Origin of the sequence: Pseudomonas sp. NPDC086251, assembly GCF_044746405.1 — a bacterium.
GTDB lineage: Bacteria > Pseudomonadota > Gammaproteobacteria > Pseudomonadales > Pseudomonadaceae > Aquipseudomonas.
On record NZ_JBIVBY010000032.1, the window covers coordinates 39,941 to 60,177 of the forward strand.

Consider the following 20,237-nt stretch of genomic DNA (forward strand, 5'->3'; position numbering starts at 1 on the left):
TTTATTGCGCCAACACTTAGTCCGGCTTGCCGTCAACCACACCGGCGGTGTTGTCGATCAGGCTTTTGGTCGCCGTTTGCAGGAACGCTTCGAGCTTGAGTTTCAGCTCGGCCGTACGCGGCGCATCCGGCACGATCTCGGCGTGTGGTGTGGCGCCCAGTTCGTACTGGTACATCTTCGGCGCCATTTCTTTTTCTTTCGGCAGCACCAGAATCTGGTCAGCGGTGATGATGGCCGTGGTCTGTTCACTGCCCGACGGCTTGATCACACCAAAACCGGTGTCGCCTTCAGGCAGATTGAGCAGGTCACGTCCCCAGCACTGATGGCGCACTTCGCCACCGATGCGACCCATGATGGTCGGCACGATGTCGATCTGGGTGCCCACGGTGTGGTCACGCTGGCCGAATTTTTCCTGGATGCCCGGCGCGATCATCAGCATCGGTACGTTGAAGCGGCCCAGGTCCATCTCGGTGATCTGACGCTCGTTGCCAAACCCGTGGTCGCCGACGATGACAAACAGGGTTTCCTTGAAGTACGGCTCCTTGCGGGCCTTTTCAAAGAACTGACCCAGCGCCCAATCCGCGTAACGCATGGCGGTCAAATGCTCGTTCAGGCTGCCGCGATCGGTCACGCGCTCGACCGGCAATGGCGTCGGCAAGGCGTATGGCGTGTGGTTCGACAGGGTTTGCAGCAGCGCATAGAACGGCTTGCCGTTTTCCCGCGCCTTGAGCTCCACCAGGCCACGGTCGAACATGTCCTGGTCGGACACGCCCCACGTCGGGTCGGAGAACACCGGGTTGACGAAGTCGTTACGACCGATGAAGTTGGTCATGCCCTGGTTGCTGAAGAAACCCGACTGGTTATCCCAGGCGAAGTCGCCGTTGTAGACGTACACGTCTTCGTAGTCACGAGCACTGAGCAACTGCGGCAGGCCGGACAGTTTGTGGCTGCCCTCCGGGGTCTGCATCAGGTATTCGAAACCCGGCAGGTTCGGGAAGCAGGCCATGGTGGCGAACATGCCCTGGTGGGTGTGGGTGCCGTTGGAGAAGAAGCGGTCGAACAGCAGGCCTTCCTTCGACAGTTTGTCGAGGTACGGCGTGATGTTGCCCGGTGCACCCAAGGCGCCGACCGAGTGACCGGCCATGCTTTCCATCAGGATCACGACGACGTTCTTGATCGGCAGCGTCTTGTCGCTCGGCGGCGTGTAGTCGCGACGCACGGCGGCGGTCTCGCTATCCACCAGTTTGTCGTCCGGCATCACCAGCATGTCACGCACGATTTGCTGGGCTTGCGGTTGTGGCAGCGTAGCTTTCCAGATGTTGTCGCGATCTTCGGACATCCGGCTCTTGGCCGCCGCGACCAGCGACAATGTGCCGTTGAGGCCCAACTGGTTGGCGAAGTTCGAATCGGTGGTGTAGACGTCACCCCAACGCAGCGGCGGGCCTTGACGCAGGGTGCCACGAGCGGCAACCACGCAGACCAGCAGGCACACCACGAACACGGCGATGCGCGCATACCACGGAGCGATCTGGCGCGTGCCGATGCTGCCGCCGCTGAACGGGCCGCGAGGACGGGTGGCGCGATCGGCGCCCTTGAACGCCAGGGTCAGGATCAAGGTGCCCACGACCCAGGCCAACAGGTAGCGAACCACCGGGAAACCGTACCAGAGCATGCTCATCACGGTTTTCGGGTCTTCTTTCACATACTGGAAGACCAGGCCGTTGAGGCGCTGGTGGAACTCGCGGTAGAAGTCCATCTCCATCAGGCCGAGGAACAGGGCGATGCTCGAGGCGATGGTCAGCCAGAAACGGAAGAACCCGCGAGCGGCCATGGCCCGGGCACTGAACAGTGCCAGCAGCAACGGAATGCAGAGGTAGACCACCAGGCGCAGGTCGAAACGCAGGCCGTTGGCGAAGGCTTCGAGGAAGGTCGAGGCTGGCGTGTCGAGGATCATCGAGCGGTTGTAGACCAGCAGCGCGACGCGCAGCAGGCTGAACATGACCATCATGACCAGGGCACACAGCAGCGTGTAGGCCAGATGCGATTTGACGGTCGGTTGCAGCAGGCGACTAGAAGCTCGCTGCTGATTCAGGGCGTCCGGGATTGCCATGTCGTTTTAGGACCCATTGGAAGTTTAAGTTTCAAAAATACAGCTGCGCCTTGCCCTCTGTTGGCCAGTTCTCGGCCCCGGGGCTTGCGCGGTGCGCAAATGTTGCACGATCAACCGCCGCAATGCCATTGATTACTGCCCGGATGTTGGCGCGGGCGAATTGTCTTGGACGCTTTGTGAAAATTTCGTACAGGGCGATATCTGGAAACACAATAAAGGCTGCGGCATGCCGGCTAGCCTGATTGGGGAATACGCATTCCCCTGTAGGAGCGAGCTTGCTCGCGAAGAACGTTAACGATGACGTGTTTCAGCGGGAAAAACGCGGTGCCTGTGGGTTCATCGCGAGCAAGCTCGCTCCTACAGGGGATCGGTGCGCTACATATATAGATGGGCACACACGGCCAAGGAGCTGCCGAAGGCTGTGATCTTGCTGTTGCGCGTTGCGCAGAGGGTTACCGCGGCAAGGATGCCGCGGTAACCGCCGTTACTTCTCAGCGCGTTCCTTCAAAGCTTTCAAGGTATTAAACGGCGCATCCACCACAAACTTGTTGGCAACCATCGAAGGAATGCTACCGCCCGGCTCGGTGTGCACCTGATAAGTCACTTCAACCTGATCGCCCTTGGGCACCAATTTCCAGAAACCATCGACCTTGGTCACCCGCACAAAGCCCTTCTCTTCAGGAATGTACGTCGGCACACCTTCAAGTTTGCGAGTCAGGCTGCCATCAGCACCCACGGTGGTAGTGACATGCAACACCGAATCACGCGCAGTTACCGGCCAAGGCGTATTGAACTGCGTATAGGTCCAGCTCTGATCGCCTTCGTGTTTGAGCAACTTCTGGGTCTTGCACTCGTGAATCCAGGCACAGGCGCCGGGCACGTCTTCCTGCAGCGCACGCAGCTTGGCCATGGTGGTTTTCATCAACGTGACACCCTGGTAAGCCTTGTAATCAGAACCGGCCACTTCACTCAGGGAAACCTTGATGCCGTCTTCGTTCTTGGCGACTTTCCAGTCTTCGGCCTGAGCAGCCGTGGAGGCCAGCAAAACCGTCAAACCACACAACACAGCCATACGATGCAGCGAACCCATAGTCTTATTCCTTATTGTTGAAGTTCCGTTCCTCGAACACATCACGCAGCCGTCATTTCCTCCCACCAACCCAGCAATTTGATTGCTTCATCATTACTGCTACCGCAAACCTCAACGTCGGCCTCAAACGCCGCACACACCGCCGGGCGCTCCGGTTGACCGAAAATGTTGCACAGGTTTTCGACTGAGAGTTGTACGCAGCGTTCTCCCGCAGGCTTGCCATTGGGCATGCCGGGAATCGGTGAACTGATGGAAGGGGCAATGCAACAGGCGCCACAGCCTGCACGGCATTTCATGACGACGAGCTCCTCGCGATAGGTGATGTGTTAAAGGACGGGGCACAGAGTAACCGCTAAAACAGTTGTTTAAAATTACTTCGGGCCGGGTTTTTTCGCTGAAACGAAGGTGACTGACCAGTCTCCGACAAAGCGTCTGGTTGGCGGGTCACCGATGGGATGAAATTAACGCTTGAACTCGAATTCCAGCGCGGCGCCTTCGACTTCGCGGCGCTCTTCGTTACGCAGTTGCAACTGCATTTCGTTGCTGATCAGCCTTCCGTTGAGCTGAAACGGCGTGGCCTTGTCGCCGAACATTTGCGGCAACACCGTATCGTGGCGGGGCAACGGGACTGTACCGATCGGCTTCAACTCCTCGGCCATGTCCTTGGGCAGGCTCAAATCCAGGGTGGCCGGCGGGAGTTGAGTTTTCACCACCTCGCTCGCCGGTTTCGATTTGGAAGCAATCGGCGCACGCTTTTTCACCACTGCCGTTTTCTTTTTGGCCGGCGCGGCTTTCTTGGCCGGCGCCGGTTTCTTCGACGTGGTGCTTGCGGGTGGTTTTTCCTGAACGGCAGCCGCCATGACGCCTTCGGCATGCAAGGCCATCAATAGGCAGATCGATAGCCAAACGGCGGCGAAAATAGGTTTCATGGACCCAACAGCGCTAGCGGCAGAGGCCCGTATGCTCGCCTGTTGCACGCAACAAGACAAGCTCGGGCAGGAAGAACCTGCCCATTCCGTCAAATGCCGCCGGCCATCTCCTGGCAAAGCTGGGTGGCGAGCATGCCGAGGGTCATCAAGGCGCGCTCCGCTTCACGGTTCCAGGGTGTACCGCAGTTCAGCCGGATGCAGTGATTGAACTGCTCGGTGTTACTGAAAATCAGCCCCGGCGCGATGCTGATGCCTTGTTGCAAGGCGCGCACGTGCAGTTCCTGGGTGTTGACCCGTCCCGGCAAACTGACCCACAGAATGAAGCCGCCGGTCGGCCGGGTCATCTGCGTGCCTTCCGGAAAGTACTGCTGCACCGCCAGCTGGAAGGCGCTGAGGTTCTTGCGGTACTCCTGACGGATGTAGCGCAGATGCCGGTCGTAACCGCCGTTCTCAAGATAAGCGGCAATGCCCATCTGCGTGACGCTACAGGCCGAATGGGTACTGAAGGTCTGCAAACGCTGGATTTCCTGCTGGTATTTACCGGCAATCATCCAGCCGATCCGCACACCTGGCGACAAGGTTTTGGAGAAGCTTGAGCAATAGATCACCCGATCCAGCCGATCGTAGGCCTTGAGTGATTTGGTGCGACCTTGCTCGAACATCAGTTCGCCGTAGATATCGTCTTCGACAATCTGGATATCGAAATCCGAGGCCAGACGCAGCAATTGCTTCTGCCGCTCTTCGGGCATGGTGCCGCCCAGTGGATTACTCAGACGAGTGGTCAACACCAGCGCTTTGATCGACCACTGGTTGGCCGCCAATTGCAGGGCTTCAAGGCTCATGCCGGTGGCCGGATCGCTGGGAATTTCGATGACCTTGAGGCCCAGCAGGTCCGCCAGTTGCAGCAAACCGTAATAGGTCGGCGACTCGGCAGCGATCAAATCGCCCGGCCGGGTCAACACGCGCAAGGACATCTGCAAGGCATCGACGCAGCCGTGGGTAATCACCACTTCCGAGGGGTCGACCACCACGCCAGCGTCCCGCATGCGAATCGCCACTTGCCGCCGCAGCGGTTCGAAACCGGGGCTGAACATGTAGCTGAAGGCGCGCGGACTATGGAAACGGGTGACTTTGGCCAACTGCTGATGCAGCGCCCGCACCGGCAGATAGTCGACGCTGGGCACCGCGGCGCCCAAGGGAAAAACACCCTCGCGGCGGGATTCGACCAACACTTGTTGAATGATGCTGCTGCGGGTGACCAGGCCGGGACGCTCGACTCGGGCGATGTCCGGCGTCGGCGCGGTGAGCGCTGGCGTCTGGTGCACGTAGTAACCCGACTGCGGCCGGGCCCGGATCAGGCCCTGATCTTCCAGGTTGGCGTAAGCCTGCAACACCGTCGCATGGCTAACGTTGAGCTGCGAACTCATCTTGCGCACCGAAGGCACGCGCTCTCCCGGTTGATAGACCCCACGACGGATGTCTTCGGCCAGTTGTTGAGCAATACGTTGGTAGAGCAAGAGATTGGTCATGACGCAGCACTCGATTTCACGGGCATTTTATTCTTGTGTTAAACAATACCGGAACAGTTTAGAAGTGTACGGGGACAGTTGCCACAATAGTCGACCGTACAGTGCGGTGTCAGCAAAATCTGTACTGCTTTTTCTGGCATGGGCGAGCTAACCGGCAGGCGTAAAAAAAACCCGGCGCTGCATGGCAGGCCGGGTTTTCCAGTGACGCAACCCTTAACGGGCGGCGCCGAGCTGGCCTTTCTCGTCGGAGAACACAATTTCCACCCGACGGTTTTGCGCACGTCCCCGTTCGGAGGCGTTCACGTCCACCGGGTATTCATCGCCGTAACCTTCAACCTGAATACGTTTGTCGTCGATGCCCAGGTCCATCAGCACGTCTGCCACCGACTGCGCACGGTCACGGGACAGCTTGAGGTTTTCCTGCTTGCCGCCGGTACTGTCGGCATAGCCTTCGATGCGCACCACCCGCTTGGGGTTGAGCTGCAGGAACTGAACGATCTTCAACACCACGCGGTTCGCCGAGTTTTTCAACTCCGCTTCGCCGGTATCGAACAGCACATCGCCGAGGGTCATCACCAGGCCACGGTCTGTCTGGGTGGTGGCCAGCGCGACAATCTGCTCTTCGAGCCACTTGCCCTGTTGCTGCACGCTGAGCAATTTCGATTCGCGCAACGCCAGTTGCAGGCGTTGACGCTCCAGTTCGAGCTTGGCGGCCTGTTCCTCATTGAGGACCTGATTGGTATGTTCGCGGGCAATTTCGCTGTAGCGCTGGCTCAAGTAAGCGTAATGCACCACGTCCGAGCCGCTGCCCCAGTAGCTGGACAGGCGATCGGCGCGGGCCAGGGATTCACCGGCACGGATCACGTCCTTCGGCGCGATTCGCAGCACATTGGAATCTTCCTTGACCTTCTGGAAGTCGGTGCCGGCCTGCTGCAACGCGGCCTCGCTGTGCTGACCGGCACAGCCATAAAGGCTGGCGCAACCGGCCAGGATCAAGCCGCCGAGGACTGTGCTCTTGAGGCTCATTGGGCATCTCCCAGTTGCTTGCGCAGGCGAGTAATGCGGGTATTGAGCACGTTCAACTGCTCCTCGCTCTTGAGGGTCAGGACCTTGGCTTCAGCCAGGCGCGCATCCAGCTCGGCCTGTTCGGCGCGCATGCGTGCGTTCTTGAAGGATTGGTCGTTCATGCTGCCCTTGGCACGGTTGAACTTGTCTTCGGCCAATTTCATTTCCGGTACGTCATCGGCAGTGGCGCCGACGGCCTTGGCTTGTTCGAGTGCCTGCTCGGTCAGGCGCAATTGTTCATTCGGCGCCGGATCGGCTGCACAACCCGCCAGAGCCAGAACGGCCAGGGCAGCGAAAAGAGGTCGAATACTCACTAAAAATCCCTACTGTTTTGGGGTACTGGCGGGTTGTTGCTGTTGCTGCGCTTTCCAACGCTCGATGTTGCGTTGCAGCACAGCTTCCGTCAGTCCGGACGCGGGCAATTCTGTCATCTTTTTGGCCAGCTGTCCGCGCAACCACGGATCGTTGCAGGCGGAGTTGTGGGAAACCGCGAGGAACAGGCCGGGTTTGTCGACCGGTTGTGGTCGCGCAACCAGATCGTTGGCCATGCTCAGTGCCTGCGCGGCGGCCATGCCCGAGTAACGTCCCGCGAGGACAAATTCTACTTCGCCCAAGAGCAATTTCTGCAAGGCCTGGGTCAGGTTGGGCGTACGCACGAGGGTCAATTGCTGCTCGGCGAACATGCCGAATGCCTGGGTCATTCGAGACTTTTCCGACAAAGCGCCGGGATGACCGTGCAAGTCTTGCACTTGGTTGTAGACCAATGCCGAGTCTTTGCGGGTCCAGACCAGGTAGTCGTTTTCCAGCAACGGCGGATGAATGTAATCCAGTGACTCCAGTTCGCTGACAGTCAGCGGCGCATCGGCCAGCATGTCCATGCGCCCGCTGCGCACTTCGTCCAGGGCCTGGGAGCGTTTGCCGGCGTAGAGTATGTCAACCTTGATGCCCAACTCCCCCGCCACTTGCTGCAATAAATCGGCACTGGCGCCGATCAGGTGCTTGGGGTTTTGCGGGTCTTGCCACAGGTACGGCGGCGCATCCGGGCTGCCGGTCACCACCAGCCGCTCGCACTTGCCCGCGGCGAAAGACAGCGCCGGCAACAGCAACAATGACCAACCGAACACTCGGCGCAGATCCATGGCAATACACTCCACTCAACCCGGTTTTACCTGTAGGAGCTGTCGAGTGAAACGAGGCTGCGATCTTTTGATTTCGCTATGTAAAAACAAGATCAAAAGATCGCAGCCTCGTTTCACTCGACAGCTCCTACAGGAGAACAAAAAAAAGCCCGACCAAAAGGTCGGGCTCTTTATAAGTCAAGCGGCTGGGTTAGACCAGCTTCTCGAACTCAGGGATGGCTTCGAACAAGTCCGCCACCAGGCCGTAATCGGCCACCTGGAAGATCGGCGCTTCTTCGTCCTTGTTGATCGCAACGATCACTTTGGAGTCTTTCATGCCGGCCAGGTGCTGGATCGCGCCGGAGATACCGACGGCGATGTACAGCTGTGGAGCAACGATCTTGCCGGTCTGACCGACCTGCATGTCGTTAGGTACAAAACCTGCGTCGACTGCGGCGCGGGAAGCACCGACAGCAGCGCCCAGCTTGTCAGCCAGGGCGTACAGGTGTTTGAAGTTGTCGCCATTCTGCATGCCACGGCCGCCGGAAACGACGATCTTGGCAGCGGTCAGTTCCGGACGATCGGACTTGGCCAGTTCTTCGCCAACGAAGCTGGAGATGCCAGCGTCGTGTGCAGCGCCAACCGCTTCAACCGAAGCAGAACCGCCTTCAGCTGCTACCGGGTCGAAACCGGTGGCACGCACGGTGATCACTTTGACCGCAGCGTTCGATTGAACGGTTGCGATCGCGTTACCGGCATAGATCGGACGCTTGAAGGTGTCAGCGCTTTCGACCGAGATGATCTCGGAGATCTGGTCAACGTCCAGCTGAGCGGCAACGCGCGGCAGGATGTTTTTGCCGTTGGAAGTCGCGGCAGCCAGGATGTGGCTGTAGCCCTTGCCCAGCTCGGCAACCAGAGGAGCAACGTTTTCCGGCAGCTGATGCGCGTAAGCCGCGTTGTCAGCGTTCAGGACTTTGCTCACACCGGCGATTTTCGCAGCGGCTTCAGCCACGGCGCCAGCGCCCTGACCTGCAACCAGCACGTGGATATCACCACCGATTTTGACGGCAGCAGCCACGGTGTTCAGCGTGGCCGGGGCCAGCACTTTGTTGTCGTGTTCAGCAATAACCAAGATAGTCATTTAGATTACCTTCGCTTCGTTTTTCAGTTTCTCGACCAGTTCAGCCACCGACTTGACCTTGATACCCGCGCTGCGTGCAGCCGGCGCTTCGACTTTCACGGTCTTGTTGGTGGAGGCGGTGGAAACGCCCAAAGCGTCCGGAGTCAGCACTTCGAGAGGCTTCTTCTTGGCTTTCATGATGTTTGGCAGGGACGCATAACGCGGCTCGTTCAAACGCAGGTCGGTGGTGACGATGGCCGGCAGTTTCAGAGAAACTGTCTGCGCGCCGCCGTCGACTTCGCGGGTCACGGCAACGCTGTCGCCGCTGATGTCGACTTTCGAGGCGAACGTGCCCTGACCGTAGCCGCTCAGTGCAGCGAGCATCTGGCCGGTCTGGTTGTTGTCGCTGTCGATGGCTTGTTTGCCAAGGATCACCAGCTGAGGCTGTTCCTTGTCGACTACCGCTTTCAACAGTTTGGCAACGGCCAGGGAAGTCAGATCTTCAGCGGATTCGACGAGGATGGCGCGGTCGGCACCCAGAGCCAGCGCGGTGCGCAGTTGCTCTTGAGCGGTGGACGGGCCGATCGAGACGACGACGATTTCAGTCGCAACGCCTTTCTCTTTCAGGCGTACCGCTTCTTCCACGGCGATTTCGCAGAATGGGTTCATCGACATCTTCACGTTAGCGAGGTCGACGCCGGAATTGTCCGCCTTGACGCGAACCTTGACGTTGTAATCCACAACGCGTTTGACAGCTACAAGAACCTTCATGGATTCCTCGTTACTCTCCGGTGAAAAGAAAGTCGCCTAGGCGAACCTGGCGGTTGATGCTCATCGGGCGCAAGGGCACCTCCAAAAACGCCGGCACATGTGTCAAGGGACCCTCGCTCACGATGCGCATGACCGTTCGTCAGTGGTGACTAACGAGTCATTCAATATCGCGGCGTGTAAACTGCGCGCCAAGCCCGCGCGGCGCATCACCCTGTACTGCCATCGCCCTGTCTTTAGAGGTGCTCTTGAAACCAACAGTCAGCCTACGGCGAGCGCAAAACCGACCGTATCTTGACCGGAACGCCTATTCCGGTCAATACGGCAAAATGGCCAGTCATAAGCCGCGTGACTTTGATTTCTCTGGCTTTGAGCCGATTCAAACAAACGTTTGTATTGGACGCTAGGAGTGGTGTAGATATAATGCGCCACCCAGAGAGAAAGGTGGTTCATCGATTGTCCTCTTCCCGCATTGCGCAGGAATTCATGGATGCGACACCAAACCTCCAATTAGAAAAAAAACTGTTGAGCCTTGAGTAGGAGATAACCTGTGGAACGCGAATACATGGAATTCGACGTCGTCATCGTCGGTGCCGGCCCCGCTGGTCTTTCCGCCGCCTGCCGCTTGAAGCAGAAGGCCGCCGAAGCCGGTAAGGAAATCAGCGTCTGCGTGGTCGAAAAAGGCTCCGAAGTCGGTGCTCACATCTTGTCCGGTGCCGTGTTCGAACCACGCGCCCTGAACGAATTGTTCCCGGACTGGAAAGAACTCGGCGCGCCGCTGAACACGCCGGTCACCCGCGACGACATTTTCGTCCTCAAGAACGCCGACAGCGCGCAGAAAATCCCTGACCTCTTTGTGCCCAAGACCATGCACAACGAAGGCAACTACATCATCTCCCTGGGCAACCTGTGCCGCTGGCTGGCTCAGCAGGCCGAGAACCTGGGCGTGGAAATCTACCCGGGCTTCGCCGCTCAGGAAGCACTGTTCGACGAAAACGGCGTGGTTCGCGGGATCATCACCGGCGATCTGGGCGTTGACCGTGAAGGCCATCCGAAAGAAGGCCTGTACACCCCGGGCATGGAGCTGCGTGGCAAGTACACGCTGTTCGCCGAAGGTTGCCGTGGCCACATCGGCAAGCAGCTGATCAAGCGCTTCAACCTCGACAGCGAGGCCGACGCCCAGCATTACGGCATCGGCCTGAAAGAAATCTGGGAAATCGACCCGGCCAAGCATCAGCCAGGCCTGGTGGTGCACACCGCCGGTTGGCCGCTGGACATCATGGGCACCGAGAACACCGGCGGCTCGTTCCTCTATCACCTGGAAAACAACCAGGTGGTGGTCGGCCTGATCGTCGATCTGTCCTACAGCAACACCTACCTGTCGCCGTTCGACGAGTTCCAGCGCCTCAAGCATCACCCGGTGCTCAAGCAGTACCTGGAAGGCGGCAAGCGCATCAGCTACGGCGCGCGCGCCATCTGCAAGGGCGGCCTGAACTCGCTGCCGAAAATGGTCTTCAAGGGCGGCGCGCTGATCGGTTGCGACCTCGGCACCCTGAACTTCGCCAAGATCAAAGGCAGCCACACCGCGATGAAGTCCGGCATGCTCGCCGCTGAATCCGTGGCCGAGGCGCTGTTCGCTGAGAAGGACGGCACGCAAGAGCTGACCACTTACGTCGACGCCTTCAAGAAGAGCTGGCTCTACGATGAGCTGTTTGCCAGCCGCAACTTCGGCCCGGCGATCCACAAGTTCGGCGCCATCGTCGGTGGTGGTTTCAACTGGCTCGACCAGAACATCTTCGGCGGCAAACTGCCGTTCACCTTGCACGACACCAAGCCGGATTACGCTTGCCTGAAGCTCGCGGCCGACTGCAAGAAGATCGACTACCCGAAACCGGACGGCAAGATCAGCTTCGACAAACTCAGCTCGGTGTTCATCTCTGGTACCAACCATGAAGAAGAACAGCCTTGCCACCTGAAGTTGACCGACCCGAGCATCCCGATCAGCAAGAACCTGCCGCTGTACGATGAGCCTGCCCAGCGCTACTGCCCGGCCGGTGTGTACGAGGTGGTGACCAAGGAAGACGGCGAGAAGCGCTTCCAGATCAACGCCCAGAACTGCGTTCACTGCAAGACCTGCGACATCAAGGACCCTGCACAGAACATCACCTGGGTGGCGCCGGAAGGCTCCGGCGGCCCGACTTACCCGAACATGTAAGTCGAAAGGCTGAACATCAAGGCTCCCGAAACGGGGGCCTTTTTGTTGCCCGAAATTCCAGCAACACCACAAAACCAATGTGGGAGCGGGCTTGCTCGCGAATGCGGTGTGTCATTCAATCGATAAGTTGACGGATCTACCGCTTTCGCGAGCAAGCCCGCTCCCACATTCGATTGGCGGTGAATCAGGCGGCGCGTTCGTCGCCGGGGCTGCGCTCGAAGTAGCGCTTGTACTCGCGACTGAACTGCGACGTGCTCTGATACCCGACGCGATGCGCCACCTGCGCCACGCCCAGTCCTTCCGCCACCAGCAACGTCTGCGCCTTGAGCAAGCGCAAGCGTTTCAAGTACTGCACCGGCGACAACAAGGTGCTGCGCTTGAAATGCTCGTGAAAGGTCGACGCACTCATGTTCGCGCAACTGGCCAGTGTCTCGACGTTCAAGGGCTCGGTGTAATGCGCATGCAAATGACTGAGCGAGGCCGCGATCCGCGCGAATTGCCCCTGCTGCTCGACCAGCGCTCGCAGCACATCGGCTTGCGGCCCGCGCAAGGCAACGAACAACAACTCGCGCAATCGCGCCTGGCCCATCACCTGGCATTCCAGCGGATCGTGCAGGCACTGCAACAGCCGCTCAACGCAACCGCGCATCGCATCGTCGAGCACCGCCGAGGTCATGGACTCTGGCGTCTGCGCCGGAATATAGCGCCCCGGCGCCAGCCTCATGGCCAATACCAATTCACCGAGCAACACCCGGTCAATGGCGATGGACACGCCCAGCATCGGGCCATCCGGTGCCGAAAACGTCTCGCACTCGAACGGCACCGGCAACGCCTGAATCAAATAATGCCCGGCGCCGTATTCCAGCGTACGCGGGCCCAGATACGCCAGTTTGCTGCCTTGGGCGATGATCACCAGGCTCGGTTCGTAGATCTGCGGGCCGCGGGCAACATCGCAACTGGCGCGCAAAACCTGCACGCCCGGCAAGGCGGTGGGCGCGAATCCGTCGCGGGTGGTCAGCGGCTCAATCAACGAAACCAGCGTGGCATTGGCGTCAAGATGACGGGTCAACAACATGGGAGCTCTTCACAGAAAAAGTCGCGGAAAAAGGGATGAAAGCATCATCGCAGGTCTGATCGCCAATGCGCTCGTTCAAAAGCCGATGCCGGAGGATTAGGCATGACACCCGGAGGAATCGCCATGGCCGCTGGCCGGTACCGCGCCCAGAATTCGCCACCTCACCTGTCACTGCTTTTGCGAGGTTCCTCATGTACACCGCCATCGGATATGCCGCCCAATCGGCCACCACTCCCCTCGCCCCCGTTAAATTCGAACGCCGCAGCCCTCGGGCCGACGACGTGGCGATCGATATTCTCTACTGCGGCGTCTGCCATTCCGACATCCATCAGGCACGTAACGAGTGGGGCATTGCCGTTTACCCGCTGATGCCCGGCCACGAGATCGTAGGCAAAGTGACCGCCGTCGGTGCGAACGTCACCCAACACAAGGTCGGCGATCTGGTAGGCGTCGGTTGCATGGTCGATTCATGCCGCAGCTGCGAAGCCTGCCAGGCCAACCTCGAGCAATACTGCCTCGAAGGCCCGACCATGACCTACGCCACCCCGGACCGGGTCGATGGCAGCAACACCATGGGCGGTTACTCCGACAGCATCGTGGTCAGCGAGCACTTCGTCGTGCGCATCCCGGAACAACTCGACCTGGCCAGCGCCGCGCCGATACTTTGCGCCGGCATCACCACCTACTCGCCACTCAAGCATTACGGTGTGAAAGCCGGCGACAAGGTCGGGATTCTCGGCATGGGCGGCCTCGGCCACATGGGCATCAAGTTCGCCAAGGCGATGGGTGCGGAAGTCACGTTGTTCACCCGCTCGGCGAGCAAGGCTGAGGAAGGTCGTCGCCAAGGTGCGGACCACGTGATCGTGTCCACCGATGCCGAACAGATGAAGGCCGCCGCAGGACATTTCGACTTCCTGCTGGACACCATTCCGGTGCAGCACGACCTCAACCCCTACCTCGACACCCTGCGTTTCGACGGCGTGCACATTCTAGTGGGCTTGATTGAACCGGTCGATCCACCGGTGCATGCCGGCAAACTGGTGATGAGCCGTCGTGTACTGGCCGGCTCGCTGATCGGTGGCATTGCCGAAACCCAGGAAGTGCTGGATTTCTGCGCCGAGCACGACATCACCTGCGACATCGAAATGCTCGACATCCGTCAGATCAACGAGGCTTACACCCGCATGATCGCCGGTGACGTGAAGTATCGCTTCGTCATCGACATGGCGACACTGAAGATTTAAACCTTCAAGCCAAGCTCCGCCGACAGCCGGGCTGTGACGCCTTTGATCAGGGGAATCAGCTCGGCCATTTTTTCCAGCGGCATGTACGGCACGGTGCTGGCGATGCTGATGCCGGCAACGATGCGCTTGCTGGCATCACGGATCGGCGCGGCCACACAACGGATCGACGGTTCGTTGTCTTCCAGGTCAAAGGCGTAACCGCCCGCGACATACTCGACCATGCGCTGCTGAAACTGCTCCCAGGACTGCTCGGGGTGCTGCGGCCAGAACTGATTTTTCCCACCCGCAGGCAGGCTGACTTCGTACAGCCGCTGCCATTCTTCCTGCGTGTCGTCGAGCATCAGCGCCTTACCGATCCCGGTGCGCGCCAACGGCATGCGATGACCGACCCGCGAACGCATTTCCGGGCCATTGCGCCCCGGATTCTTGTGCAGGTACAGCACTTCGTCGCCCTCGCGAATCGCCAGGTGAATGGTGTCGCCGGTCAACGCCGACAACTCATCCAGATACGGCCCGGCCAACGTCACCAACGGCAACTCTTCGCGCGCCTGGAAGCCCAACTCGATCAGCTTCGGCCCCAACAGGTAACCGACCTGCGGCACCACCCGCAGATAACGCTCGTCCACCAGGCAACTGGCCAGACGATGAGTGGTGCTGCGCGTGGTGCCGATGAGCCGGGCAATTTCCTTGAGATCGCGGGCGCCACTGGCCACGGCCTGAACCACACCCAAACCACGAAGCAGTGTCTGGGTGCCGGTCGGTGCGGCGTCCTTGGCGATTTTTGGGGCGTCTTCCTGCATATCCAGCCTTTACCGTTGAGCGAGTGAACGGGCGGCATTATGGTCGCCCGACGGCTGCGACTACAACTTGATACGCTCGACTTTGCCCACCAGCAAGATGTAGGAAAGTGCACCCAGCAGCGCCAGAACCGAGATATAGGTAATCGCCGGGGCGAACGAATCACCGGTGGCGAGGAAACCAATGACGATGGGCGTGGCAATGGCCGACAGGTTGCCGATGAAATTGAACACCCCGCCGGTCAATCCAAGCAGGCGTGCCGGTGCCAGCGTTGAAACCAGCGACCAGGTGATCGACGCCAGCCCGTTGCCGAAAAACGCCAGCGCGAGGAAGGCAATCACCAGCGGCGTCGACTCGACAAAGTTGGCGCCGATGATCGAGGTGGAAATCAGCAGGCCGCCAATGATCGGCAACTTGCGGGCAAACCCTACCGTGTAGCCGCGACGGATCAACCAGTCGGAGAAGAACCCCGAACACAGCACGCCGACGAAGGCCGCTAGAAACGGCAGCGACGCCAACAAGCCGGACTTGATGAAGTCCATGCCGCGATATTTCACCAGGTAGGTCGGGAACCACGTCAGGAAAAACCACAGCGTCGAGTTGAGGCAAAACTGGCCGAGGTAGATGCCCCAGAGCTTACGTTTGCTCAGGACGATGCCGAGGTCGGTCCAGCTGAATTTGGCTTTGACTTTGGCTTGCTCAGCCTGGATATCCACCAGCCCGCCACCCTCGCGGATCAGCTCGATTTCCGCGTCGTTGGCGCCTTTGAAATCCCGTGGCTCGCGATACACCGCGTACCAGATCACCGCCCACACAATGCCCACCGCACCGGTGCTGACGAACACCATGTGCCAGCCGTATTGATGCTGCAACCAGGCCAATACCGGCGTCAGGAATGCCAGGCCGACGAACTGCCCGGAGGTGTAGAAACCGATGGCCGTGGCACGCTCGCGCTCCGGAAACCAGGTCGTCACTACCCGGCTGTTGATCGGATACGCCGGTGCTTCCAGCGCACCGACCGCCATGCGCAATACGAACAGCGCGATGAAACTGGCGGCGAAGCCGAGCATCACCGTGGCGATCGACCACAGCAGCAGTGCGACGCTGTAGAGGATGCGCGGCGGAACCCGATCCACCAGCCAGCCGCCGGGGATTTGCATGGCGGCGTACGTCCAGCCGAAGGCGGAGAAGATCAGCCCGACGTGGATCGGGTCGATCCCCAGTTCGCTGGTCAGCGCCGGCGCGGCAATCGACAGGTTGCTGCGGTCCAGGTAGTTGATCACCACGGTGATGAACAGCAGGACCATGATGAAAAAACGCTTGCGACTGGGCGTCACCAACGACGCCTGCCCGGTGAGGGTTTGCGGTTGCATGGGGAATGCCTCTTCTTATGTTTATTGAGGTCAAAAAAACGGGGGTAACGGATCTCCCGGTCCATGGAGATCAAATGTGGGAGCGGGCTTGCTCGCGAAAGCGCTGTGTCAGTCGACATCAATGTTGAATGATCAACCGCCTTCGCGAGCAAGCCCGCTCCCACATTGGAATTGAGGTGTCAGTCAGATCTCACCACTCGGCAAAACTGCCATCGGCATGGCGCCAGATCGGGTTACGCCAGCGGTGGCCGACCTTCGCGCGTTCGATCACGTATTCCTCGTTGATCTCGATACCCAGGCCCGGGCCGTTGGGGATTTTCACGAAGCCTTTGTCGTAGTCGAACACCCGCGGATCCTTGACGTAATCCAGCAGGTCGTTGCTCTCGTTGTAATGGATGCCCAGGCTCTGCTCCTGGATGAACGCGTTGTAGCAAACCGCGTCCAGTTGCAGGCACGCCGCCAGCGCAATCGGGCCCAACGGGCAATGCAGCGCCAGCGCCACGTCGTAGGCTTCGGCCATGTTGGCGATTTTGCGCGTCTCGGTAATGCCGCCCGCGTGAGAGGCATCGGGCTGGATGATGTCGACGTAACCTTCGCTGAGCACACGCTTGAAATCCCAGCGCGAGAACAGCCGCTCACCGAGGGCAATCGGCGTGCTGGTCAGCGGCGCCAGTTCCTTCAGCGCTTCGTAGTTTTCGCTGAGCACCGGCTCTTCGATGAACATCAATTTGTACGGATCGAGTTCCTTCATCAGCACCTTGGCCATGGGCTTGTGCACCCGGCCATGGAAGTCGACGCCGATGCCAATGTTTGGCCCCACCGCGTCACGCACGGCGGCGACGTTGGCCAGCGCCAGGTCGACTTTCTCGAAGGAATCGAGAAATTGCAGCTCTTCGGTGCCGTTCATTTTCACCGCAGTGAAACCGCGCTCGACCGCTTCTTGCGCCGCACGCGCCGTGTCGGCGGGACGGTCACCGCCAATCCACGAATAGACGCGAATCTTGTCGCGCACCTGGCCGCCGAGCAGGTCACTGACCGACACGCCCAAGGCCTTGCCCTTGATGTCCCACAACGCCTGATCGATACCGGCCAGGGCACTCATGTGAATCGCGCCGCCACGGTAGAAGCCGCCACGGTAAAGCACGGTCCAGATGTCTTCGATGTTGCGGGGGTCTTTGCCGATCAGGTAGTCGGACAATTCTTCAACGGCGGCCGCGACGGTGTGGGCGCGGCCTTCGACCACGGGCTCGCCCCAGCCGGTCACACCCTCGTCGGTTTCGATCTTGAGGAAGCACCAGCGCGGCGGAACGATGAAGGTGGTCAGTTTGGTGATTTTCATCTGTGCTCTCTTTTTGTAGATGCAGCTCTTTTAGATGCAGCGCGCTCGGCGCCAGAAAGTCTTAACGCAGAGCGTTCCATGCAGCGACGTAGGCCTTGGCGTTCACCGCCACTTCCTCGGGCGTCATGCCCGGTTTGAACAAGCCGGAACCGAGGCCGAAACCTTTCACGCCAGCGTCGATAAACACCTGCATGTTGTCCGGCGTGATGCCGCCGACCGGGGCCAGGATCGTTCCCGCCGGCAGTACCGCGAGCCAGGCTTTGACGACTGTCGGGCCCATTTGCTCCGCCGGGAACATCTTCAGTACGTCCGCGCCTTCGGCCAGCGCGGCAAACGCCTCGGTCGGCGTGGCGACACCTGGTGACAGGTACAGCCCGGCGGCTTTCGCTGCACGCAACACCTTGGCATCGCTGTGGGGCATGACGATGACCTGGCCTCCCGCCGCTTTCACGTGCTCGACCTGTTCCGGCGTCAGCACCGTGCCGGCACCGATCAGGCAATCGGCCGGCAAGGTACTGCGCAGGATGCGGATACTGTCGTACGGTTCAGGGGAGTTGAGCGGCACTTCGATGACGCGAAATCCGGCCGAGTACAGGACTTCGCCGATGGCTGCCGCTTCTTGCGGACGCAGCCCGCGCAGGATCGCGATCAGACCGTTTTGTGCCAGTGCTTGTTTAAGCATGTCAGACCTCCAGTCAGGTTTAACGGGATGGGTTCGCTGTGATCAGTCCGGCGGCGAGCGCCAACTGCCACAACCCGCGTTCGGTGGCTTGTTCGGCCAGTGTCACTCGGGCAAAACCGCAGGCATCGAGCGCCCGGCTGTAGCGGGCACAGAGTTGGGCATTGCCGATGAGGATGATCGACGGCAGATGAACGCTGTTGCGTCGACGGCGCTGAACGCTGGCCAACGCCGACAGTTCATGGCCGATCAGCAGGCCGGACAGATAATCCGCTTGGGCGGTGGCGCTGAGTTCACCGGTCAGGCCGAGGCTGCGGGCACTGAACAACGTCGACAGCGGGCCGATCTCGCCGTCTGCCGACAGGGCCACTTGCACACCGCGATCAAAGGCTTCGCCATCGAACGACGCAGCCTTTTGCTGGGTACGCCCCAAAATGCTGTGTTCGCTGAGCACGGCGAAGACTTCGCCGGTCATGAAGGTATCAAAATGCACGATGCAACCGTCGGCCACTTCCACCCATTTCGAATGACTGCCCGGCAGGCCGATCAACAGGTCACCGCCCGTCCCGCCCGGCAGATTTTGCAGCACGCCGAGCACTTGTGTTTCTTCGCCGCGCATCACATTCGGCAGGCGCGAGCGCTGAATCACGCCCGGCACGATGTGCACGTCGACACCGCGAAGACTGCGAACCGTTTGTAGGGAAGTGCCGAGATTGGCGACGTTCGCCGGCGTATCGCGGTAGGCCGCTTCGCGCCAGCCCTGAGCGCTGCCGACCATCCCACAGGCAATCACCGGCAAGTCGGGTTGCGCGTCGAGCCAATCACCGCAGGCCTCGTCGAAGGCCAGTTCAAAACCGTCGGTGCAGGCCTGGCCGGCAATCACTCGCGGCGTCCGCGGCAGCTGCATGATCCCCGACGACAGCGACCGCTGTTCGAGGACCTGGCCACCGAGGCCCAGTTTGTAAGCACGTAATGAGGTTGTCCCCCAATCGAGCGCGATCAATTGCGCCAGCATCGCTTCACCTGTTTTGTTTTTGGCAGTGAGTGAGCTGGACTATAAACCCGGACGGACTAAAATCTCAATATATAAATATCACTCCCATATATTGGGACATGGACAAAAAAAGATCGCAGCCGTCGGCAGCGCTTACAGGGATTGCGTACCCCTGTAGGCGCTGCCGACGGCTGCGATCTTTTAACCGGGCATCAATGGCCGTCGGCAAACTCGCGCAGCACTTTCCCATCCATCCGATACCGCACCCACTCTTCCTGCGGTTGCGCGCCAAGGGATTTGTAGAACTCGATCGCCGGTTTGTTCCAGTCCAGCACGCTCCATTCGAACCGTCCGCAATCATTGGCGCAGGCTATTTTTGCCAGGTGGCGCAGCAAGGTTTTACCAGCGCCGCCGCCACGCTGTTCGGGGGTGATGTAGAGGTCTTCGAGGTACAGGCAGTTGCTGCCCAGCCACGTGGAATAACTGAAGAAGAACACCGCAAAACCAATCGGCGAACCATCGCGCAGGCAGATCAGGCCGTGGGCGGTGGCGCCTTCGCTGAACAGGCTGCGCTCGATGTCGGCGACGCTGGCAATGACTTCGTGACGGGCGCGTTCGTAGTCGGCCAATTCCGTGATGAACGAGAGAATTTGCGGTGCATCACTGGGGGTCGCCGGGCGGATCTCGATCGTCATGGACGTGCCTTCGTCAAAAAGTGGAAAACGCCATACTAAGGCGCCAAGCAGCGCTCGTCACATGGGAAAGCAAAAACTGTCCCCCACACGTTCATG

Annotated in this window: 19 protein-coding genes; 2 read left to right on the forward strand and 17 right to left on the reverse strand. The window is 59.8% G+C overall.

The annotated features are described in order from the left end of the window. Positions 1 to 16: 16 nt before the first annotated feature. The 10 genes from ACIPL2_RS28250 to ACIPL2_RS28295 form a co-directional block, all read right to left on the reverse strand. A complete protein-coding gene (locus ACIPL2_RS28250; RefSeq protein ID WP_401362093.1) occupies positions 17 to 2,110 on the reverse strand; it encodes an LTA synthase family protein in 2,094 nt (697 codons plus the stop codon). Positions 2,111 to 2,594: 484 nt separating this feature from the next. Beyond that, a complete protein-coding gene (locus ACIPL2_RS28255) occupies positions 2,595 to 3,200 on the reverse strand; it encodes an START domain-containing protein (RefSeq protein WP_401362096.1) in 606 nt (201 codons plus the stop codon). Between the two features lie 41 nt (positions 3,201 to 3,241). Further along, the gene (locus ACIPL2_RS28260; RefSeq protein WP_401362099.1) at positions 3,242 to 3,496 is read right to left on the reverse strand and encodes a YkgJ family cysteine cluster protein; all 255 of its coding nucleotides are present in this window, start codon (positions 3,494 to 3,496) and stop codon (positions 3,242 to 3,244) included. A 165-nt stretch (positions 3,497 to 3,661) separates the two neighbouring features. Beyond that, entirely contained in the window at positions 3,662 to 4,129 is a 468-nt protein-coding gene (locus ACIPL2_RS28265; RefSeq protein WP_401362101.1) for a translation initiation factor 2, read from the reverse strand. Between the two features lie 89 nt (positions 4,130 to 4,218). Next, positions 4,219 to 5,658: a PLP-dependent aminotransferase family protein gene (locus ACIPL2_RS28270; RefSeq protein ID WP_059406834.1), complete on the reverse strand. Its 1,440-nt coding sequence runs from the start codon at positions 5,656 to 5,658 to the stop codon at positions 4,219 to 4,221. 213 nt (positions 5,659 to 5,871) lie between these two features. After that, entirely contained in the window at positions 5,872 to 6,684 is an 813-nt protein-coding gene (locus tag ACIPL2_RS28275; protein WP_401362104.1) for an OmpA family protein, read from the reverse strand. Beyond that, positions 6,681 to 7,037 carry a DUF4398 domain-containing protein gene (locus ACIPL2_RS28280; protein WP_059406836.1) on the reverse strand — a complete coding sequence of 119 codons (357 nt, stop codon included), beginning with the start codon at positions 7,035 to 7,037 and terminating at the stop codon, positions 6,681 to 6,683. Before ACIPL2_RS28280 ends, ACIPL2_RS28275 begins: the two co-directional genes overlap by 4 nt. A 9-nt stretch (positions 7,038 to 7,046) precedes the next feature. Then, positions 7,047 to 7,862, reverse strand: coding sequence for a substrate-binding periplasmic protein (locus ACIPL2_RS28285; RefSeq protein WP_401362108.1), 816 nt, complete (start codon positions 7,860 to 7,862; stop codon positions 7,047 to 7,049). 190 nt (positions 7,863 to 8,052) lie between these two features. Then, complete coding sequence (locus tag ACIPL2_RS28290; RefSeq protein ID WP_401362111.1) at positions 8,053 to 8,982, reverse strand: electron transfer flavoprotein subunit alpha/FixB family protein; 930 nt, start codon at positions 8,980 to 8,982, stop codon at positions 8,053 to 8,055. Beyond that, positions 8,983 to 9,732, reverse strand: a complete 750-nt coding sequence (locus ACIPL2_RS28295; RefSeq protein WP_033057000.1) for an electron transfer flavoprotein subunit beta/FixA family protein — start codon at positions 9,730 to 9,732, stop codon at positions 8,983 to 8,985. A gap of 547 nt (positions 9,733 to 10,279) precedes the next feature. Here ACIPL2_RS28295 and ACIPL2_RS28300 point away from each other — a divergent pair. Then, positions 10,280 to 11,944 (forward strand): electron transfer flavoprotein-ubiquinone oxidoreductase, encoded by a 1,665-nt coding sequence (locus tag ACIPL2_RS28300; RefSeq protein WP_401362115.1) that lies wholly within the window; start codon positions 10,280 to 10,282, stop codon positions 11,942 to 11,944. A gap of 184 nt (positions 11,945 to 12,128) precedes the next feature. Here the strand turns inward: ACIPL2_RS28300 and ACIPL2_RS28305 are convergent, their stop codons facing one another. Beyond that, positions 12,129 to 13,019 (reverse strand): AraC family transcriptional regulator N-terminal domain-containing protein, encoded by an 891-nt coding sequence (locus ACIPL2_RS28305; RefSeq protein WP_401362118.1) that lies wholly within the window; start codon positions 13,017 to 13,019, stop codon positions 12,129 to 12,131. Between the two features lie 191 nt (positions 13,020 to 13,210). On the opposite strand from ACIPL2_RS28305, the gene ACIPL2_RS28310 reads away from it, so the two are divergent. Further along, positions 13,211 to 14,263, forward strand: a complete 1,053-nt coding sequence (locus ACIPL2_RS28310) for an NAD(P)-dependent alcohol dehydrogenase (RefSeq protein WP_401362120.1) — start codon at positions 13,211 to 13,213, stop codon at positions 14,261 to 14,263. Here ACIPL2_RS28310 and ACIPL2_RS28315 read toward each other — a convergent pair. From ACIPL2_RS28315 to ACIPL2_RS28340, 6 genes are all read right to left on the reverse strand, one after another. Continuing rightward, positions 14,260 to 15,063, reverse strand: a complete 804-nt coding sequence (locus ACIPL2_RS28315) for an IclR family transcriptional regulator (protein WP_076028203.1) — start codon at positions 15,061 to 15,063, stop codon at positions 14,260 to 14,262. The two genes, ACIPL2_RS28310 and ACIPL2_RS28315, sit on opposite strands and share 4 nt — an antisense overlap. A gap of 60 nt (positions 15,064 to 15,123) precedes the next feature. Next, positions 15,124 to 16,434: an MFS transporter gene (locus tag ACIPL2_RS28320; RefSeq protein ID WP_401362124.1), complete on the reverse strand. Its 1,311-nt coding sequence runs from the start codon at positions 16,432 to 16,434 to the stop codon at positions 15,124 to 15,126. 190 nt (positions 16,435 to 16,624) lie between these two features. Further along, positions 16,625 to 17,773, reverse strand: a complete 1,149-nt coding sequence (dgoD, locus tag ACIPL2_RS28325; RefSeq protein ID WP_401362127.1) for a galactonate dehydratase — start codon at positions 17,771 to 17,773, stop codon at positions 16,625 to 16,627. Positions 17,774 to 17,834: 61 nt separating this feature from the next. Continuing rightward, the gene (locus tag ACIPL2_RS28330) at positions 17,835 to 18,455 is read right to left on the reverse strand and encodes a 2-dehydro-3-deoxy-6-phosphogalactonate aldolase (RefSeq protein ID WP_401362130.1); all 621 of its coding nucleotides are present in this window, start codon (positions 18,453 to 18,455) and stop codon (positions 17,835 to 17,837) included. A 19-nt stretch (positions 18,456 to 18,474) separates the two neighbouring features. Further along, positions 18,475 to 19,467 carry a 2-dehydro-3-deoxygalactonokinase gene (locus ACIPL2_RS28335; RefSeq protein WP_401362133.1) on the reverse strand — a complete coding sequence of 331 codons (993 nt, stop codon included), beginning with the start codon at positions 19,465 to 19,467 and terminating at the stop codon, positions 18,475 to 18,477. A 191-nt stretch (positions 19,468 to 19,658) separates the two neighbouring features. After that, the gene (locus ACIPL2_RS28340; protein ID WP_401362135.1) at positions 19,659 to 20,141 is read right to left on the reverse strand and encodes a GNAT family N-acetyltransferase; all 483 of its coding nucleotides are present in this window, start codon (positions 20,139 to 20,141) and stop codon (positions 19,659 to 19,661) included. Positions 20,142 to 20,237: the final 96 nt, after the last annotated feature.

Bases quoted from the DNA above. Each gene is read 5' to 3' on its own strand.
- ACIPL2_RS28330 (WP_401362130.1), bottom strand. From the start codon at position 18,455: ATGCTTAAACAAGCACTGGCACAAAACGGTCTGATCGCGATCCTGCGC.
- ACIPL2_RS28260 (WP_401362099.1), bottom strand. From the start codon at position 3,496: ATGAAATGCCGTGCAGGCTGTGGCGCCTGTTGCATTGCCCCTTCCATC.
- ACIPL2_RS28255 (WP_401362096.1), bottom strand. From the start codon at position 3,200: ATGGGTTCGCTGCATCGTATGGCTGTGTTGTGTGGTTTGACGGTTTTG.
- ACIPL2_RS28290 (WP_401362111.1), bottom strand. From the start codon at position 8,982: ATGACTATCTTGGTTATTGCTGAACACGACAACAAAGTGCTGGCCCCG.
- ACIPL2_RS28310 (WP_401362120.1), top strand. From the start codon at position 13,211: ATGTACACCGCCATCGGATATGCCGCCCAATCGGCCACCACTCCCCTC.
- ACIPL2_RS28320 (WP_401362124.1), bottom strand. From the start codon at position 16,434: ATGCAACCGCAAACCCTCACCGGGCAGGCGTCGTTGGTGACGCCCAGT.
- ACIPL2_RS28265 (WP_401362101.1), bottom strand. From the start codon at position 4,129: ATGAAACCTATTTTCGCCGCCGTTTGGCTATCGATCTGCCTATTGATG.
- ACIPL2_RS28250 (WP_401362093.1), bottom strand. From the start codon at position 2,110: ATGGCAATCCCGGACGCCCTGAATCAGCAGCGAGCTTCTAGTCGCCTG.
- ACIPL2_RS28295 (WP_033057000.1), bottom strand. From the start codon at position 9,732: ATGAAGGTTCTTGTAGCTGTCAAACGCGTTGTGGATTACAACGTCAAG.
- ACIPL2_RS28285 (WP_401362108.1), bottom strand. From the start codon at position 7,862: ATGGATCTGCGCCGAGTGTTCGGTTGGTCATTGTTGCTGTTGCCGGCG.
- dgoD (WP_401362127.1), bottom strand. From the start codon at position 17,773: ATGAAAATCACCAAACTGACCACCTTCATCGTTCCGCCGCGCTGGTGC.
- ACIPL2_RS28335 (WP_401362133.1), bottom strand. From the start codon at position 19,467: ATGCTGGCGCAATTGATCGCGCTCGATTGGGGGACAACCTCATTACGT.
- ACIPL2_RS28315 (WP_076028203.1), bottom strand. From the start codon at position 15,063: ATGCAGGAAGACGCCCCAAAAATCGCCAAGGACGCCGCACCGACCGGC.
- ACIPL2_RS28270 (WP_059406834.1), bottom strand. From the start codon at position 5,658: ATGACCAATCTCTTGCTCTACCAACGTATTGCTCAACAACTGGCCGAA.
- ACIPL2_RS28340 (WP_401362135.1), bottom strand. From the start codon at position 20,141: ATGACGATCGAGATCCGCCCGGCGACCCCCAGTGATGCACCGCAAATT.
- ACIPL2_RS28305 (WP_401362118.1), bottom strand. From the start codon at position 13,019: ATGTTGTTGACCCGTCATCTTGACGCCAATGCCACGCTGGTTTCGTTG.
- ACIPL2_RS28275 (WP_401362104.1), bottom strand. From the start codon at position 6,684: ATGAGCCTCAAGAGCACAGTCCTCGGCGGCTTGATCCTGGCCGGTTGC.